Annotated in this window: 17 protein-coding genes; 9 read left to right on the forward strand and 8 right to left on the reverse strand. The window is 39.8% G+C overall.

The genetic code is table 11. The features are described 5' to 3' along the window. The first annotated feature begins 163 nt into the window (after positions 1-163). Together Q0976_RS21990 and Q0976_RS21995 are read left to right on the forward strand one after the other, a co-directional pair. On the forward strand, positions 164-571 hold the full coding sequence (locus tag Q0976_RS21990; RefSeq protein WP_299496564.1) for a GFA family protein: 408 nt from the start codon (positions 164-166) through the stop codon (positions 569-571). Between the two features lie 358 nt (positions 572-929). Next, positions 930-2,123, forward strand: coding sequence for an amino acid aminotransferase (locus Q0976_RS21995; protein ID WP_299496566.1), 1,194 nt, complete (start codon positions 930-932; stop codon positions 2,121-2,123). Between the two features lie 94 nt (positions 2,124-2,217). Here Q0976_RS21995 and efp read toward each other — a convergent pair whose 3' ends face one another. From efp to Q0976_RS22025, 6 genes are all read right to left on the reverse strand, one after another. Further along, entirely contained in the window at positions 2,218-2,781 is a 564-nt protein-coding gene (gene efp, locus Q0976_RS22000; protein WP_299496569.1) for an elongation factor P, read from the reverse strand. 45 nt (positions 2,782-2,826) lie between these two features. Then, on the reverse strand, positions 2,827-4,005 hold the full coding sequence (gene earP / locus Q0976_RS22005; RefSeq protein ID WP_299496571.1) for an elongation factor P maturation arginine rhamnosyltransferase EarP: 1,179 nt from the start codon (positions 4,003-4,005) through the stop codon (positions 2,827-2,829). A 94-nt stretch (positions 4,006-4,099) separates the two neighbouring features. Further along, positions 4,100-4,627 carry a flavodoxin FldA gene (fldA, locus tag Q0976_RS22010; RefSeq protein ID WP_299496573.1) on the reverse strand — a complete coding sequence of 176 codons (528 nt, stop codon included), beginning with the start codon at positions 4,625-4,627 and terminating at the stop codon, positions 4,100-4,102. 53 nt (positions 4,628-4,680) lie between these two features. After that, positions 4,681-4,953: a LexA regulated protein gene (gene ybfE / locus Q0976_RS22015; RefSeq protein ID WP_299496575.1), complete on the reverse strand. Its 273-nt coding sequence runs from the start codon at positions 4,951-4,953 to the stop codon at positions 4,681-4,683. Between the two features lie 11 nt (positions 4,954-4,964). Beyond that, entirely contained in the window at positions 4,965-5,186 is a 222-nt protein-coding gene (locus Q0976_RS22020; RefSeq protein ID WP_298776563.1) for a DUF2788 domain-containing protein, read from the reverse strand. 90 nt (positions 5,187-5,276) lie between these two features. Further along, positions 5,277-6,044, reverse strand: a complete 768-nt coding sequence (locus tag Q0976_RS22025; RefSeq protein ID WP_299496577.1) for an alpha/beta fold hydrolase — start codon at positions 6,042-6,044, stop codon at positions 5,277-5,279. Between the two features lie 282 nt (positions 6,045-6,326). On the opposite strand from Q0976_RS22025, the gene seqA reads away from it, so the two are divergent. Beyond that, complete coding sequence (seqA, locus tag Q0976_RS22030) at positions 6,327-6,899, forward strand: replication initiation negative regulator SeqA (RefSeq protein ID WP_299496579.1); 573 nt, start codon at positions 6,327-6,329, stop codon at positions 6,897-6,899. A gap of 98 nt (positions 6,900-6,997) precedes the next feature. After that, entirely contained in the window at positions 6,998-8,665 is a 1,668-nt protein-coding gene (pgm, locus tag Q0976_RS22035; RefSeq protein WP_299496581.1) for a phosphoglucomutase (alpha-D-glucose-1,6-bisphosphate-dependent), read from the forward strand. A 145-nt stretch (positions 8,666-8,810) separates the two neighbouring features. Here the strand turns inward: pgm and Q0976_RS22040 are convergent, their stop codons facing one another. Beyond that, positions 8,811-9,737 (reverse strand): hypothetical protein, encoded by a 927-nt coding sequence (locus tag Q0976_RS22040; protein WP_299496583.1) that lies wholly within the window; start codon positions 9,735-9,737, stop codon positions 8,811-8,813. Further along, positions 9,737-11,125, reverse strand: coding sequence for a glutamate decarboxylase (locus tag Q0976_RS22045; protein WP_299496585.1), 1,389 nt, complete (start codon positions 11,123-11,125; stop codon positions 9,737-9,739). The genes Q0976_RS22040 and Q0976_RS22045 overlap by 1 nt, the downstream gene beginning before the upstream one ends. A 325-nt stretch (positions 11,126-11,450) precedes the next feature. Between Q0976_RS22045 and def the strand changes: the two genes are divergently transcribed. The 5 genes from def (at position 11,451) to Q0976_RS22070 (ending at position 17,184) form a co-directional block, all read left to right on the forward strand. Continuing rightward, positions 11,451-11,954, forward strand: coding sequence for a peptide deformylase (gene def, locus Q0976_RS22050; RefSeq protein ID WP_299496587.1), 504 nt, complete (start codon positions 11,451-11,453; stop codon positions 11,952-11,954). Between the two features lie 197 nt (positions 11,955-12,151). After that, a complete protein-coding gene (locus tag Q0976_RS22055; RefSeq protein WP_299496589.1) occupies positions 12,152-12,763 on the forward strand; it encodes a tRNA-uridine aminocarboxypropyltransferase in 612 nt (203 codons plus the stop codon). A gap of 233 nt (positions 12,764-12,996) precedes the next feature. Then, positions 12,997-14,310: a CDP-diacylglycerol--serine O-phosphatidyltransferase gene (gene pssA, locus Q0976_RS22060; protein ID WP_299496591.1), complete on the forward strand. Its 1,314-nt coding sequence runs from the start codon at positions 12,997-12,999 to the stop codon at positions 14,308-14,310. Between the two features lie 133 nt (positions 14,311-14,443). Next, a complete protein-coding gene (locus Q0976_RS22065) occupies positions 14,444-15,235 on the forward strand; it encodes a DTW domain-containing protein (protein ID WP_299496594.1) in 792 nt (263 codons plus the stop codon). Positions 15,236-15,927: 692 nt separating this feature from the next. Beyond that, positions 15,928-17,184, forward strand: a complete 1,257-nt coding sequence (locus Q0976_RS22070; protein ID WP_299496622.1) for an efflux RND transporter periplasmic adaptor subunit — start codon at positions 15,928-15,930, stop codon at positions 17,182-17,184. Positions 17,185-17,186: the final 2 nt, after the last annotated feature.

Genomic DNA, 17,186 nt, shown 5'->3' on the forward strand with positions numbered 1-17,186 from the left:
ACGGGATGTCGCCGAACTGTCCGGGAGTGACGTTAGCACCTTCACAAGTGAAAGTCATGTATATGAAATAAGTGATTTTACTCTTTAATAATAGGCATTATTGTTTAATGTAACTATATTGATTATTATCAAGTTATATACAATATGCATGAGTTTAAAATATATGAGTAAAACATATACAGGAAGTTGTTTATGTCAGGCAGTTAAGTTTGACATTAACGGTGAATTCGAGCAATTTTTTCTTTGTCATTGTCAATATTGCCAAAAAGATACTGGCTCTGCCCATGCGGCTAATTTATTTTCTTCAAGTGCAAGTTTGGTTTGGCGTCAAGGTCAGGGGATGATTACCACATTTCATTTACCTGGCACCAGACATGTCAAAAGCTTTTGTCATATTTGTGGCTCTGCCTTGCCTAATTTACAAATGGAAGGGCAATTATTAGCCGTACCTGCTGGAAGCTTAGATGAGCCTCTTGAAGTGAAGCCAAATGCACATTTATTTGGTTCAAGCAGTGCAGCTTGGTATAAGGAGTTAGCCGAGTTACCTATCTTTAAAACATTTCCTCAGTAAATGTTATTCAAGGTTAATGAGTCAATATCCATTGGTAATGGCTCAGCCGATTATCTTAAACGAAGATAAAGGAATATGATTATGCTCATAAATATCACTACCTACATTCTGGTTTTGAGTATTAACAAAGAAAATGCTGTTTAAAATAGAATGAGCCGTATTGATTTAGCTATAAGTAGTCTTTATGTGATTCCAGTGTTTTTGTTTTGTAAAATAAAGTCAAATTTGATAGTTAAAACAACACTTGTTAATAAATATCATATGAAGGCTAAAATCCTGCTTTAAGACAGGTCAGGACAATGTTATAACGTAGACTGTAATTCAAGCCCTTTTTATTATTTTTTTGAGGAACACTGTCATGATATTCTCCCTGGTTGAACGCGCTGCGGCGGATCCGATTTTAGGCTTAACGGATGCTTTTAAAGCTGATAAGCGCGCGAATAAAGTCAACCTTGGGGTGGGGATCTACAAGGATGAATCAGGTCAGACGCCCATTTTGAAATCTGTAAAAGCTGCCGAAGCAAAATTACTGGCTGAAGAAAGCAGTAAAAGCTATTTAGGCATGGAAGGGGTACTGGCTTATAACAAAGCTGTGCAAGGCCTCTTATTTGGCGAAAATCATAATGTCATTCAACATAATCGTGTGTTCACAGCGCAAGCGCCAGGTGGAACAGGCTCGTTACGCGTAGCAGCAGAATTTGTTATGCGTCATACAAGTTCAAGAACGATTTGGGTGAGTAATCCGACTTGGGCAAATCATCAAAATATATTTGGCTCTGCAGGACTTGAGGTAAAGCAATATCGCTATTATAAAGCGGAGAGTCATGGTTTAGATTTTGAGGCGATGCTAAGCGATTTAGCTGCTGCAAATGCCGGAGATTTAGTGTTATTGCATGGATGTTGTCATAATCCCACTGGCATTGATTTAAACTCAATGCAATGGCAGCAGGTAGCTGATCTTTGCTTAGAAAAAGCATTAGTTCCTTTATTTGATTTCGCTTATCAAGGGTTTGGTGAAGGTGTCGATGAAGATGCGCAAGGGTTAAGACTGGTGGCGAATACAGTACCTGAATTAATGGTGGCGAATTCTTTTTCTAAAAACTTTGGTCTTTACAATGAACGTATTGGTGCGATTACCGTTGTGGGCAATAATGAAACACAAGCATCAAACAGTTTCAGTCAAATAAAAAGCACTATTCGAGCCCTTTATTCCAATCCACCAGCTCATGGCGGATTAATAGTCAGTACCATATTGGCCGATAATGAATTAAAGGCCTTATGGCTATCAGAGCTTCAAGAAATGCGTGAGCGCATTGCACAAATGCGAGCACTGTTTGTTCAGTCATTGAAAGACTATGGGGTAACCCAAGACTTTAGTTTTATTTCAGAGCAAAATGGTATGTTTAGCTTTTCAGGTTTGAGCAAAACACAAGTTGGGCGCTTACGTGATGAGTTTGGTGTGTATATTGTCGGCTCAGGCCGGATCAGTGTGGCTGGAATGACTAAAACCAATATGCCTGTGATCTGTAAAGCGATTGCTGCCGTTTTATAAGCGTTAATTATAAAAAAACCAGTCAGTGTTGACTGGTTTTTTTATGTATTTTGATAGCTTTCACATTATAAAGTAAAAAAGCAACATTTAGTTATTAAACACGCTTTTTGAATTCGCCTGTGCGACTATCGATTTCAATTTTATCTCCGGTTTTCACGAAGTCAGCCACACTCAATGTGTACTCGGTACCTAATAATGTTGCTGGTTTCATGACTTTACCTGAGGTATCACCACGGGCAGAAGGCTCTGTGTAACCCACTTCGCGAACAATGGTCGTAGGCAGTTCAACAGAAATCGCTTTACCTTCATAAAAGGTGACTTGGCAAACATCTTCCATTCCATCAACAATGTAATGGATCACATCACCTAAATTTTCAGCTTCTACGTCATATTGGTTAAATTCTTCATCCATAAAAACATACATAGGATCGGCAAAATAAGAATAAGTACAATCGATACGATCCAGCAGAATCGCTTCTAATTTATCATCGGCTTTAAAGACAGTTTCAGTGCCTGAGCCAGACAGTAAATTTTTAAGCTTCATTTTGACGACAGCAGAACTACGTCCCGATTTGCTGAATTCCGATTTAAGCACAACCATGGGATCGTTTCCGACCATAATGACATTACCGACACGGGTTTCCTGAGCTGTTTTCATTATGTTTATTCCTGTATTTACGAATATTTTCTCTAGGCAGTGATATTAGCTTTTTTTAACAAAGTTCACTAGTCTTGTGGCGAGATCGCTTTCATTTAATGCCTGTTTTGGCCATTTTTTCGCATGTTTTTCGAGCACTTGATGATGTTGAATAAATGACACCCAAGCATCGACAGATGCTTGGGTGTTTCCTTGATTAAAGGTAAGGCAAAGGGACTGCCAAGATTGAGCGGCATTGTGTGGCAATGAGGCACAATAATGCGTCATAAAAGCCGATAATTTATCGATATGCGCGTTTTCTTCTTGAGGGTAGATATGCCAGATAAACGGTTTTTTTGCCCATTGGGCGCGTAAAAATGAGTCTTCCCCTCGTACAATATTGATATCACAATACCACAGTAGCTTATCAAATTCTTCTTGTGTCGTCATAGGTAAAACATGCACATGAAGGTTATTGGCTTGATAGCTATGACCGATAATAAACTCTGCTTCATCTGCATTGAGGATCCACTGAAGACTTTCTAGGCTTTTTCCATAGGGGACGAATAAATGCGTCGGTTCTGTACTTTGTTGCCAGTAATGGCTGAGTGCTGTTAATGCTGGGCTGGGATAACTAAAGACACTAATGTATGTGGCGTTAACTTCTTTATGAGTAAGCTGTGTAAAGCCTAAATGGGTTAGCCAATGATGTTGGGCATGAGCATCATTGAGCCACATGGTTTGCTGTTTGAAAAGCTCATGTTCGCAGATTAGACCACCACTTTTGCTGCTAAAACCGGGGAAAAAAAAGTAGCGTTGTTGGCCATCACTGAGTAATGAAGCCAGTCCATGACAATCATCAATCCAAGACTCTGCGGTTAAATAATCGAGGTTTATCCAAACCGGTGGCTGAGTAAGAGTATGACGGTGACGAATAAGGCTCTCTGGTAATTCACAGGCAAAGGCTTCAATGAGCACTTGACCTGGTCGCCAAGTTTTTACGAAGGGGCTTTGCCAATGTTCTATAGTGATCCCTTGATGATGTTGCGTGGTCAGATTGGGATCCAGAGAAGGTAAAATACACTGGAAACTGTCAAGGCAGTCAACCCAGAGGGTGACTTGAATATTAAAATCATCGGATAGCTGTTTTGCAAGCCGCCAAGTGACACCGATATCTCCGAAATTATCGATAACGGTACAAAAAATATCCCAGTGAGAAAATGAATGAGTGAAGGAACGTATCATGTGCGGGGGTCGCTAAGATGAAAAAGCGGCAATAAGCCGCTTTAAAAGTATAATGGATTTGAAGCTAATGCGAACAGAGTGCACTTATTTAGGATTAATCTTCAAGCTCAGCTAAGCACATTTCTTCATAAACTTGCTTAACCCACTGATCAACACGTTCTTCTGTGAGTTCGGGCTGACGATCTTCATCGATACCTAGGCCGACAAAATGCTTGTCATCAGCCATGCCTTTTGATGCTTCAAAATCATAGCTTTCGCTTGGCCAGTGTCCTATAACAATACCGCCACGGCTTTCTACTATTTCATTGACCATGCCCATGGCATCTAAGAAATATTCGGCATAATCTTCTTGATCGCCACAACCAAAAATAGCAATTAATTTATCTTGAAAATCAATTTGCTCTAATTCTGGAAAGAAATCATCCCAATCACACTGGGCTTCACCATAATACCAAGTTGGGATCCCAAACATTAACAGATCATATTCGGCGATCTGTTCTTTAGTGCTTTTGGCAATATCTTTCACGTCCACCATTTTTTTACCCAGTTTTTTCTGGATCATCTTGGCGATGGCTTCGGTATTACCTGTATCAGATCCGAAAAAAAGACCTACTGTTGCCATTGTTGTTCCTTTCATTTTCAGTGCATGTTTGTTGATGCGTCATTCAAGAGGGATTAATCGTTCAAATGCTTATGCAGTATAGACTCGATTAATTGGCTGCGGCTCATATTACTGGCCATGGCTTGTTCATTCAAGGCATTATACACATCTTGTGAGATCTTTAATTCAATGCGCTTTAAGCCTTTTTCTTTATCCCGCAAAATTTGATTGCGCTTGTTCATTTTAAGTTGTTGATCTCGCGGCAGTGGATTACTGCGAGGTCGGCCACGACGTTTTTCAGTGGCAAATAAGTCTATCGTGGTTCTATCAAAGGTTTCTTTAGCCATTGGATGAGCCTTTAACCTATGCCAGTGGTTTCCCAAGTCATTTGTATGATGCCTTTTGCAATGAAGCCAGAGCAGCCTAGGAACAAAACTAACCATACGATATATTGGCCAAATTTCGGTACTTTACCTTGTTTAAGTACATCATGTATCGCCATGCCGATAAAGAAGAAAATAGAAGCAAAAAACAAATTTAATCCAAGTGCTTCAATTTGTTCCATATACTGCATTAGCATGTGACAGTTCCCAATAAGGTAAAAAGAGCGCGAAATATAGCATATAAAAACACGTGCTGCTAGGTTGTTTGTATAGACTTGTGAGCTAAATCAGTTAGCTTGCTTATCGAGGAAGTCTTTGACCAGTCGATTAAAAAGGCTTGGTTTTTGTGCATGTAGCCAATGACCTGCCTCTAGAATGGTTCTGGCTTCAATTGCTGGAAATTGACGAATAATATCTTGAGTGTACTCTTTTTTTACATAATCAGACTTTTCTCCACGTATGCATAAGCTTGGCCCAGTATAGCTTTTATCTTGATAGGGCCAACCAATGATATTGGCGTAGGACAGTCTCAGTTGTTTCACATCCATTTTCCAAACAAATTGGTTTGCTTGGCGAATAAGACTTTTTAATAAAAATAAAGCCGTATGTTCATCGATACCCTTGTTCATCAAGTAAGCTTGGGCTTCGCGCCTATCTTTGATTTGCGCTAAGGGTAAGGATAATATCGTGTCTAATACCTGTTGCGTGTTGGATGTGGAATAGGCAATAGGGGCGATATCGGCAATGACGACACTTTTAATACGAGTAGGGTGGTCTAATGCCATGGCCATTGCAATTTTGCCTCCCATTGAATGGCCAACAAGATGAGCTTGGTCAATTCCTTCATCGTTTAATAACGTGATGACTTTGTCAGCGAGAAGAGGGTAGTTCATGGCGACACCGTGTTCACTTTTACCATGATTAGGCACATCAAGACGGATAACGCGGTAATGGGGCTCAAGGGTTTTGGCTAATGCTTTTAAATTATCAAGATCGCCAAATAAGCCATGGATCAACACGACGACAGGGCCCTGTGAGCTGGAAATAAAATGCATTTTGTTACCTGAAAATCAATTGAAAGCAAAAAGAGAGCTTCAGTGTGCCTGTCGGTTTCCCTGTTGACAAGTATCGTTCTAAATAGCGGGACTGATTTGGTTGTTTTTCAATCGATTGAGAGCGGCTAAAGGGTGTGTTTGGTGATAATCAATACAAAATTGATTTATTGATGCTTTATCAAGAGCCTAAACCCCGTTACACTGGAGGCATATTTGATCTGATCATGGTAAAAAATTGGATGCCAGATCATGTCATAATTTAGCTTAAGGAAGATTAAGATAATGAAATATATCGAGATTGATGAAGAACTTTACCGTCATATAGCCGGTAAAACTGAGAGGATCGGTGAGAGTGCTTCTGAGATCCTACGCCGATTACTTGGATTAAGTCTTGATAATACTTCGGTAGCAGCGCAATCATTGGCCCCTAAAACTGTCAGCCAACCCAGTAAGGAAAGCACTGAATCGCTTCAGCCTCTCCCACAAGTCATTGTGCCTTCGAGAGCCATTTCTTCGATTAAAGATTTTGCCAAGCATATCGATAAGCAGGCATTGGCAGAGCAAAAGGGGGCCGTCGGACGGTTTCTTTTTCTGTTAGAAACCTTGTATCAACTTTCACCTGAGCAATTTGGCCAAGTATTACAGGTGCAAGGGCGTGGACGTTTGTACTTTGCGACCTCAAAAGAAGCCTTATTGGAGTCAAGCAAAACGGCCAATCCAAAAGAAATAGGGCAAAGTGGTTATTGGGTGACCAGCAATAACAATACTGCTAAGAAGCGAACGATCTTAACTGAAGTGTTAGAACAGTTTAATATTGATGAAACTGAAGCTATACAGGTAATTGATAGCATTTAGTTTTTATATGTTTAAATGCCCACTCATTGGCTAAGCCGTTACCCCTGTTTCGGCTTAGATTTTGGGCATCGTTATTTAATGGTTTAAAGGAGCGAACTTTGCCAATACATCCTCGTGCAGGCACCCTTGCGATACAAGCAGACTTAATCAATATTCCAAAGCTCATTAGTTTGTATTATCGTTGTAAACCCAATATTAATGACGTTTCTCAGCGAGTGACTTTTGGCACTTCAGGCCATAGAGGGAGTGCGTTGCAAGGTAGCTTTAATGAAGCGCATATTTTAGCGATTGCCCAAGCTGTGGTGGATTATCGTCAGCATGCTGGCATCAAAGGACCTTTATTCATTGGTATTGATACCCATGCCTTATCGCAACCGGCGAGCATGAGTGTGATTGAGGTCATGACGGCAAACCAAGTACAAGTGATTATTCAGCAAGGAGAAGGTTTTACGCCGACTCCTGTTATTTCACATGCCATTATTACGCATAATAATAAGACGTTAAATCAACAAAGTGATGGGGAAGAAAGTGCATTAGCAGATGGATTGATTATTACACCTTCTCACAATCCACCACAAGATGGTGGGATTAAATATAATCCTCCTCATGGCGGCCCTGCTGAAGGTGAAATTACTGCTTGGATTGAAGCTCGGGCTAATGAGTATTTATCTTCACAGCTCAGTGAGGTTAAACGTCTGACTTATCAAATTGCAATGCAAACCCGTTTAGTGTTTGAAACAGATTTAGTGACTCCTTATGTGAATGAACTGGGCAGTATTATTGATATGCAGGCAATTAGTGCTGCTAAAGTGCGTATTGGGGTTGATCCATTAGGCGGTGCAGGTATTGATTATTGGCAGCCGATTGCAAAGCATTATAATCTTGATATTCAGCTTGTTAATGATAATGTTGATCCTAGCTTTCGCTTTATGACTCTAGATAAAGATGGCAAAATTCGTATGGACTGTTCATCGCCTTTTGCGATGGCAGGACTTTTAAAACATCAAGATGCCTTTGATTTGTGTGTGGGAAATGATGCTGATTATGATCGTCACGGTATTGTGTGTCCAGGTACAGGTTTGATGAACCCAAATCATTTTTTAGCGGTAGCGATTGATTATTTACTCAGTCATCGCTCTCACTGGCAGGAGAATTTAGTCATAGGAAAAACCTTAGTCTCGAGTGCCATGATTGATAAAGTGTGTGCTAAACATGGGCGAGTGATGAAAGAAGTGCCCGTTGGTTTCAAGTGGTTTGTTGATGGCTTGGCCGATGCAAGCTTAGCTTTTGGCGGGGAGGAGAGTGCGGGAGCGGCTTTTTTAAGGCGTGATGGCACCACTTGGTGCACAGATAAAGATGGGTTTATTTTAGCATTATTGGCTGCTGAGATTGTGGCAGTAACAGGAAAAACACCTCAAGCCTATTATGACGCATTAGAAGCCGAGTTTGGTCAGAGTTATTATCAGCGTGTAGACAGCCCTATTTCATTAAAGAAAAAAGCCAAATTTACCGAGCTTTCACCTGATACTTTTAGTGCTACAACATTGGCTGATGAAGCCATTACCGAGGTGCTAACTCACGCGCCGGGTAATCATGCCGCGATTGGTGGCATTAAAGTTATCACTAAAAATGCATGGTTTGCAGCTAGGCCGTCAGGTACTGAAGCTTTGTTTAAAATTTACGCAGAAAGTTTTGTCAGTCAAGCACATCTTGAGCAAGTGCTGAGCGAAGCGAGCATTTTGATTAATAATGTATTAAAAGGATGATTATGTTTTCAAGGTAGAGTGTGTGAAAAGTGTGTTGACAGCCATTGGATGACGTCAATGGCTTTTTTATGTTTGATTGAGTCTACCTAATTTAATTCGAACTTGGGATAATGAGTGTCTGATTTAAACTCGAATTGCGGTTTATTTAGGGTAACGGATTAATAATGGGCTGTTCAATTTGTATTGATTCTCTACATAAAAGGATTGCAGCACTGAAAAAACACATACCGCCTAAGCATGTTAAGATAATACTGATGGTTAACATTTCGCTAGAGAAAGCTTGCGCTGCAGACGACGATGAAAAAGCCGAACCGAGAAAGAACAAACAACCTAAATGATTAATGACAGCCATTTTTTGTTCTAATCGTTTGGGCGACCAAAGCCAAAAAGTATGACTGGTTTCATAAAGAGCTAAACTGCCTGATAATTGAAAACACAAAGAGCCTAGGAGATTAGGTAACCAAATGAAGAGGGATAACTCCAGTTCTGTTAGCGTAAAATAACCATTGAAGGTATTTAAATTGAATAATAACGTGCCGATAAATTGACTAAAAGTGACGTAAAAATCTAATCGATGTGGTTGCCAAGCGATCCATTTTATGGCGTTATTTTTAGGCTTGTTATTAATGGACTCTCCTGAATTGATGGATTGGAAGTACTGTAAATAAGCCGCAAGGGTAAAAAATAATGATCCAATAAAATACAGACTGGTAAGTGTTGTGACTGACAGTGCAGATCCTAGAGTGAGAAGACTGGCAATAATAAAATGGCTCGCACCTATGATAAAAGACAGTCCAATATAGAAATTAAGTAAGTTAAAGTGTGAAGTACTTTGTTGGTGTGTTAGATTGGTCTGCAGATGGTGAATAAACCCCAAGAATGTTAGCGTGGGTTCAATATGGGTATGGTGATCCATACCCAAGCCTTTTCTATGGTGCCGCGAATTCCAGTGTCGAACTTGCCCTAAATGGGTATGAAATTCTATATCTGTTACAAAACGACCTAATACATGGCGATAAGTTTGCTGCCAATGTTTAGGGTAATGGGGGAAATCGCGTTGTGTTTTTGCCATTATCCGTGCTTAAACCCACCCGCTTCTGCTTCCGTTAATGATGCATTTAATGGGTGTTTGCTTAAGTGTGTTAATGCGTCTTTATAATCTTTGATAAGCAATTCTGCTAAATCTTGGCTAAATCCCCTTTTAACGAGAATGCGCTGGATCACCAAATCTTGTCGATTTTTAGGCATGGCATAAGCTGGTACCAGCCAACCTTTTGTTCTGAGCCTATCGGCCAGATCAAATAAATTAAAGTCATGGGGGTTATCGTTGAGCTTCCAACTCAATGCTGGAATACCATCGCTGCCATTATAAATAATCTCAAAGTGTCCCATTTTACTGATTTCTTCTGCGAGGTAGATTGCAATTTTTTGGCAATGTTGATGGACTTGTGTGTAACCTTCACGGCCTAAGCGTATGAAATTATAATATTGAGCAATCACTTGACCACTGGGCCTGGAAAAGTTGAGCGCAAAATCAGGCATATCTCCCCCAAGATAATTAACGTGAAACACTAGATCAGGATGCAAATCTTCTTGTTCGTGCCAAATAATCCAGCCGACACCTAGTGGCGATAGACCAAACTTATGTCCTGAGGCATTAATTGAGCGAACGCGGGGCTGTCTAAAATCCCATTTTAAATCTGGATGTAAAAAAGGGGCGACAAATCCACCACTGGCGGCATCAACATGGACGGGAATATCGAGTCCACTTTGTTTTTCGAGTTTATCTAACGCATCACAAACACTTTCTACGGGCTCATATTGCCCTGTAAAGGTGACACCTAATGTCGGCACTACGCCAATGGTGTTTTCATCACAACGTTTAATGACTTCATCGCTATTCATAATGTAACGGTCGCCTTCCATTGGGATCTCTCTTAACTCTACATTCCAATAGCGTGCAAATTTATGCCAACAAACTTGTACGGGGCCAGTAATGAGGTTAGGTGTTTGATGGTCTTTTCCTTGTTTTTTTTGTCTATCTCGCCATTTCCATAATAAGGCCATGCCTCCTAACATCGCAGCTTCGCTCGAACCTGTTGTGGATGTGCCTATGCTCTGTTTGGCTTGAGGTGCATTCCATAAGTCGGCAAGTATATGAACACAACGGCGTTCAATTTCTGCTGTTTGTGGGTATTCATCTTTATCGACCATATTTTTGTCTATGGCTAAGGCCATTAGATCTTGAATTTCTGGTTCAAACCATGTTTGGCAGAAAGTTGCTAAATTTTGTCTTGAGTTGCCATCTAATAATAATTCATCATGGATCAGTTGTTTTATCACATCACCTCTATGGGTGGCATCGGGCATAGTATATTTGGGTAAACTTTTTAAGGTATCTTCAGAAGTGAAAATGCTTTTGTCAATACTCTCTATTCCTGTCGTTTTAACATGTAACATAATGGTTCCTTGTTTTTTTTATCATATTTTTACCTTTAGAGTATAGTGCTGAAAACGTAAGCTCGGGGATAAAAATCAAGTACTTTACTAATGAAATATCCGTGTTAAAAATATTTGTTTTTTTGAATAATAAGGCTGTCATTGTGATTTATCATTTCAATTGCACAGCAGGGACTGAAGGGAATTTAAAGAGTGGCCTTTTTTTAAAGGGAATCGTTCGCGTTAAGGCTGATGTGACAGTGAAAAAGTATCACTTTTCATTTTACCTTTTAGAAAATAACTCTCATACTAAAGTATGAAGTCTTGTTGTTATGGGTAGAAAACCATGGCTGTTTTAGATATTTTAACCATACCAGATGAAAGGTTGAAACGAAAAGCGAAAAGGGTAGTTAATATTCATGCTGTACAACCTTTTATCGATGATTTGATTGATACCTTATACAGTACAGGTAAAGGGATCGGTATTGCTGCTACTCAAGTGGGAAGTCAACATGCGATAATGATCATTGATTTGTCTTCTACTCGAGATAAGCCTGTTATATTTATTAATCCTGAGCTTGTCGAACAAATCGGTGAATATGAAGGTATTGAAGGGTGTCTTTCGATACCCAATTTTCGTAATCGTGTTATACGGTATAAACAGGTAAAAGTCACGGCGTTAAATCGTGAAGGGGAGCCTTTTGAGGTTGAAACTGATGAGTTTCTGTCTGTGGTATTACAGCATGAAATTGATCATCTCAATGGTGTTGTGTTTATTGATCACCTTTCAGAACTGAAACAAAAAATAGCCTTAAAAAAAGTTAAAAAATGGCAAGCAGAGCTTGTTTAGTCTAGGGAGTATATCACCGTGATATTTTATGGTGCATAGGATATGTCTAATGATGTTAACACTGTCATTTTACGTTATACTCCAGCCGTTAAAGCCTAGAGAGATCCTTTTATCATGAATGCTAACCGTAAAGAGGTCATGCCTGTGATAAATGAGATGTGCCAAATACACCCCGTTTTTAATGATTGAGCACCTTGATGATTGAACCTTTTCAAATAATATTACTAACCCATGAGAGAGAAGTCAGTCGACAGTCGAATACTGGGAGCATTGCCCTTCATTGTTATCCGGAATATTGCCAACGTGTGATTTGGTCAAGAGTCAATCCTGAACCCAAATTAGTGGATTGGTTAAACCGTGGTCAAGCGGCGTTACTGTTTCCAGATGAAATAGCGTTTGAGACGCCATTTGAGCAGACAGAAATGCGTGAAGAAAAAGATAATAAAACCAATGACATTAACACATTAGATGTGCCTAATGTGCTTGTTATTCTTGATGCAACTTGGCAAGAAGCTCGAAAAATGTGTCGGCGAAGTGATTATTTAAAGCAGGCTCAAAAATATGCATTACCTCAGCAAATCATTGCCAGTCAGTTGTCGCAATTTACCTTACGGCGCAATCAAATTGAAGGGGGCTTTTGTACCATTGAATGTATTCAGTTTTTATTTCGTCTTAAAGGAATGCAAACACAAGCAGATAAATTGGCACAAGCGTTTAAAGATTTTAATCAAAATGGCGATAAAATAACCCGACACGTCACTTATAGGACTGTTAAAGAAAATAACACTTGCTCAGTTGCACGTAAATAGGTAATTTCTATGGCTTCATGTTTTGAGAATATCATATATCAAATCCCCTTTATCGGAAGAAGGTGCTAAATTAAGCAAAGCTGATGGAATTAACGGCTTTTTCTCATAACGTTATAATATTCTGAGTAGGTTGAATAGGCCGTTTCTGCGTCTTTTTAAGAAGCTTGAAATTGATTGATGATGACTCAGTGCCTATGACTGACTCAACGTTTAATGATTAAAGGAGATAGACCTTGCTGAAAAAGCTAGGTGGAATACCGATCCAACCAGAGGCATTAAGCTGGTTATTAACACCCTGTGCTTTAAAAGAAACCTTGTTGATGCGTATTGCTAATGCAGTGCATTCAATCTATATTGCGGCGCTTTATTTGGAAGATGATGACGCAGGAGGTGAAATTTTATCGGCATTAATGGCGGCTAAAGCGCGCAATCCTCAACTCGATATTAAAGTATTGGTCGATTTTCATCGTGCAAGGCGAGGCTTGATTGGTCAAAAGGGTGATAGTGGCAATTACCTAATGTATCGAAAGGTCATGCAGGAAGCTGAATATGGCATCGATATTTTAGGGGTACCCGTTAAGTCACGTGAATTTATGGGAGTGTTACACCTTAAAGGTTTTATCATCGATGATACCGTGATATTTAGCGGTGCGAGTATTAATAATATTTATTTACATCAACATGATAAGTATCGATTTGATCGCTATCATCAAGTTGTGTCTCAAGCATTGGCCGACAGCATGCGAGATATGATCCAAGTGTATCTGGTTAATGATGAAGCCGTTAATTCACTGTCTGAAAGTAAAGAAACAGAGCGTTTACCGAATAAAAGTGAGATCACTGGCTTAAAACAGCGATTGGCTCGAGCCAGTTATCGATTTGATAAAGTGAATACGGGCAACCGAGTGACGCCGATTGTGGGGTTGGGACGTAAGAAGAATGTGCTTAATAAAACCGTTATTGCTTTAATTGAAGAATCAGAAGATGCTTTGTTTATTTGTACTCCTTATTTTAATCCGCCCTATATTTTGTCCCGTGCATTGTCTAAGCATTTACGCAAAGGGAAAAAAATAGATATCGTGGTGGGTGATAAAACGGCGAATGATTTTTATATTCCTCCCGAGGAAACCTTTTCAACTATCGGGGCATTGCCCTATATGTATGAACAATCACTTCGAAAATTTGCTAAAAGACAACAGTGGGCGATAGAGAAAGGTTTGCTCAATATTCACTTATGGAAACATGAGAGAAACAGCTTTCATTTGAAAGGGATCAGTGCTGATGGTAAACGGCATTTAATAACCGGCAGTAATTTGAATCCGCGGGCATTTGCACTTGATCTTGAAAATGGTCTACTCTTCCAAGATGAAACTGGTGGCTGGAAAGCTCAATTTGAGCAAGAACAAGCGCATATTTTGGAGCATACTGAGCGACTGTATCATTATAGCCAAATTCAAACATTGCAACATTATCCTCCTGGGGTAAAGAAAATAATGAAGCGAATTAAGCGCTTAAAAGCAGATTTTTTATTGAGACGTATTTTGTAGTCGATTTACACTTCTGTTTTATACAATAAACCGGCTTAATGAGCCGGTTTTTGATTTTTATTGTTAAGTTAACAAGTGCAACATGCCCAATGTGTTTGGGGGTGAGCATTTTTATAATGAGTCTTAATAAGCGATGACCATGCTTCCAAATTTACATGCAGTACATAGGCTTTACCAATATCGCAAGGCTATTTCAACGAAAGCTTATAATGCGAGAGGCAAGAATGTTGTGCGTTGTCAGCAATGCTTACTTGAACAAAGCCTTTGTACTTGTGCATCGAGAAAGAATTTAAAAACGCAGTCACAATTTCTGTTGGTTATGTATGACGATGAAGTGCTCAAACCGAGTAATAGTGGTCGACTGATCGCAGATTTAGTCCCGAATACTCATGCTTATATTTGGTCGAGAGTACAAGGGAACCGAGAAATGCTTGCGCTGATAAATAATCCAACTTATCAAGCGTATGTGATTTTTCCCAGTGAATATGCGATGGATGGTCAAGCGATTGTCACCCGTTTACCGAATGAATTATCTTGTCAAACCGATAAAATGACGCAGTCAGCACATAAACCCCCTTTATTTATTATGCTTGACGGTAGCTGGCGTGAAGCCATTAAAATGTTTCGAAAGAGTCCATATTTACATCATTTACCTTTATTATCGTTTAGTGCTGAGCACACTGCGCAATATGCATTACGCAAAGGCAGTCATGATTTTCAGTTAGGGACATGCGAGGTGGCTGCGTTGGCCCTTGCGGCGAATGGTGAACAGAATAATGCAAAGGCGTTAATGGCTTGGTTTGCGTTGTTTGTGGAATCATCATTGTATGGGCGCAGTCAAAAAAGTGAGGCGTCATTGGTACCACTTAGCAATAGAAGAGCTGATTTTGAACAAGCCTATCAAGCGGCGATAAAGTCAATATAAAAAGATTTATAACCGAATAAGAGCAGGGCTTGTTGCTCCTTTACCTCTATAATGAGCATGACATTTTTTATCCGTAAACATCAGATGGGGGAGAGAGAGACCTCTGGAGATGCCATGGATGGATGAGGTAGAGGAGAATACCAACACAGAATAAGCTCTGCCTTGTATAAAAATCTCAAAACTGCTGCAGATAAAATCATGAACAATTAACAGACCCTAGTTAACCTGAAATAGGGATAAGCAGCGCCATTAAATATCACTATTTTGGCCCTTATCTATGTTGTGTTTTCTACTAATAGCCCACTATTAGACACATAGCGGTATTTAGCCAAATGAAACAATAAAGGATAACGGGACAGATTTGACCTATTGACTTTAAATGGATGACCAATGTTCTTTGACACTCATTATCCCAAGTTCTGGTTAGTTAAACGATCAAGTTAGTCATTTATAAAAAGTGATATGTGATAACGGTGACTAAGTGGCTAAAGCAGACAAGGACAGTCTACACTTTATGCAAGTCAATATAAAATGCTAACACTGACATACATTAAGGGAGCATCAAATTTATCTCTTATAACGTAAAGAATGACTGTCGTTAAATTCAAGCCGTATTACTAGACTTGTCAGCTTAGGTTCAATATTTGTTCATTGATATCGGCAGGAAGCGATTAATGGCATTGATTTTATCTATGATTCTAGCTGTTCAACGAGCCTTCTTTTTACAGAAAAGAAGCGCGCAATATACTTTTCTCTTGTTGGTGGCGCTCATCCTATCAGCCTGTGATAAGAAAGAGAAATCTTTTCAAGCAAAAAGAGTGGTGGTTGCCAATGTGGTTAAATCAACGGTTCCTATTTACGGTTATTATGTTGGGGTAACCGAAGCATCTTTAAATGTTGAAGTGCGTGCTCGCATTGATGGGTTTGTTGAAAAAAGGGCCTTTGTTGAAGGCAGCGCAGTGAAAAAAGGGGACTTATTATATCAAATAGACAGTAAACCTTATGTTGCTGAAGTTAATAGGGTCAAAGCGCAGCGAACATCTCAGCAAGCGGTAGTGGATAAAGCAAAAAGGGATGTGGCAAGACTTAAGCCTTTGTATGATCAAGATGCTGCGAGCCAATTAGACTTAGACAATGCGATGTCAAATTTGGCTCAGGCAAAATCTGAGTTAGTGGCCAGTCAAGCCGCGCTTGAGTCTGCCGAATTAGAATTAAGCTACACACGCATTACTGCGCCGATCGATGGGTTAGTGAGCCAGACTCAAGTCGATGTAGGTGCATTGGTTGGCAGCAAGGGACAATCACTATTGACTAAAGTGCAAAAAGTGAACCCTATTTATGTCATGTTTAATATGTCTGCACTGGATTATTTAAATGCTCGTAGACGTATGGTGAATCGTTCTGAAGAAAAAGCGGCTGAGAATGAAGGCAAAGTGTTAGCAGGCTTTGTGCGAGTGACATTACCGGATCACAGTGAATATAATTATCCTGGCAAAGTGAGTTTTACTGAGCCTTCGGTCAATCCTGAAACGGGCACGTTTGAGGTAAGAGCGGTATTACCTAATCCAGATAAAGAGTTGTTGCCTGGCCAATATACTAATGTGAGGATTAAATTAAGTGAGCTGGAAAATGCCATTGTTATTCCTCAAAAAGCGACTCAGGTGGATCAAGGTGGTGTTTATGTGATGGTGGTATTACCCAATAACCGTGTTGAGCGTCGTTTTATCGTGATTGAACATCAGGGCAAGGAAGGGATGATCGTTAAAAGTGGGTTAAAAGCTGGTGAAAGGGTTATTAGTGAAGGGATGAACCGTGTCAATCATGGTGATTTAACTATCCCTATAACAGAAGAAGAATATTTGAAGCTTGAAAATACAGAGCAAAAGCAGATACAGCCTGATAAGAACATGGTACCTACAGCACCTAAAAGTGCGGACTCGGAGCATTAATT

It is taken from the genome of uncultured Shewanella sp. (assembly GCF_947501665.1).
Lineage (GTDB): Bacteria > Pseudomonadota > Gammaproteobacteria > Enterobacterales > Shewanellaceae > Shewanella.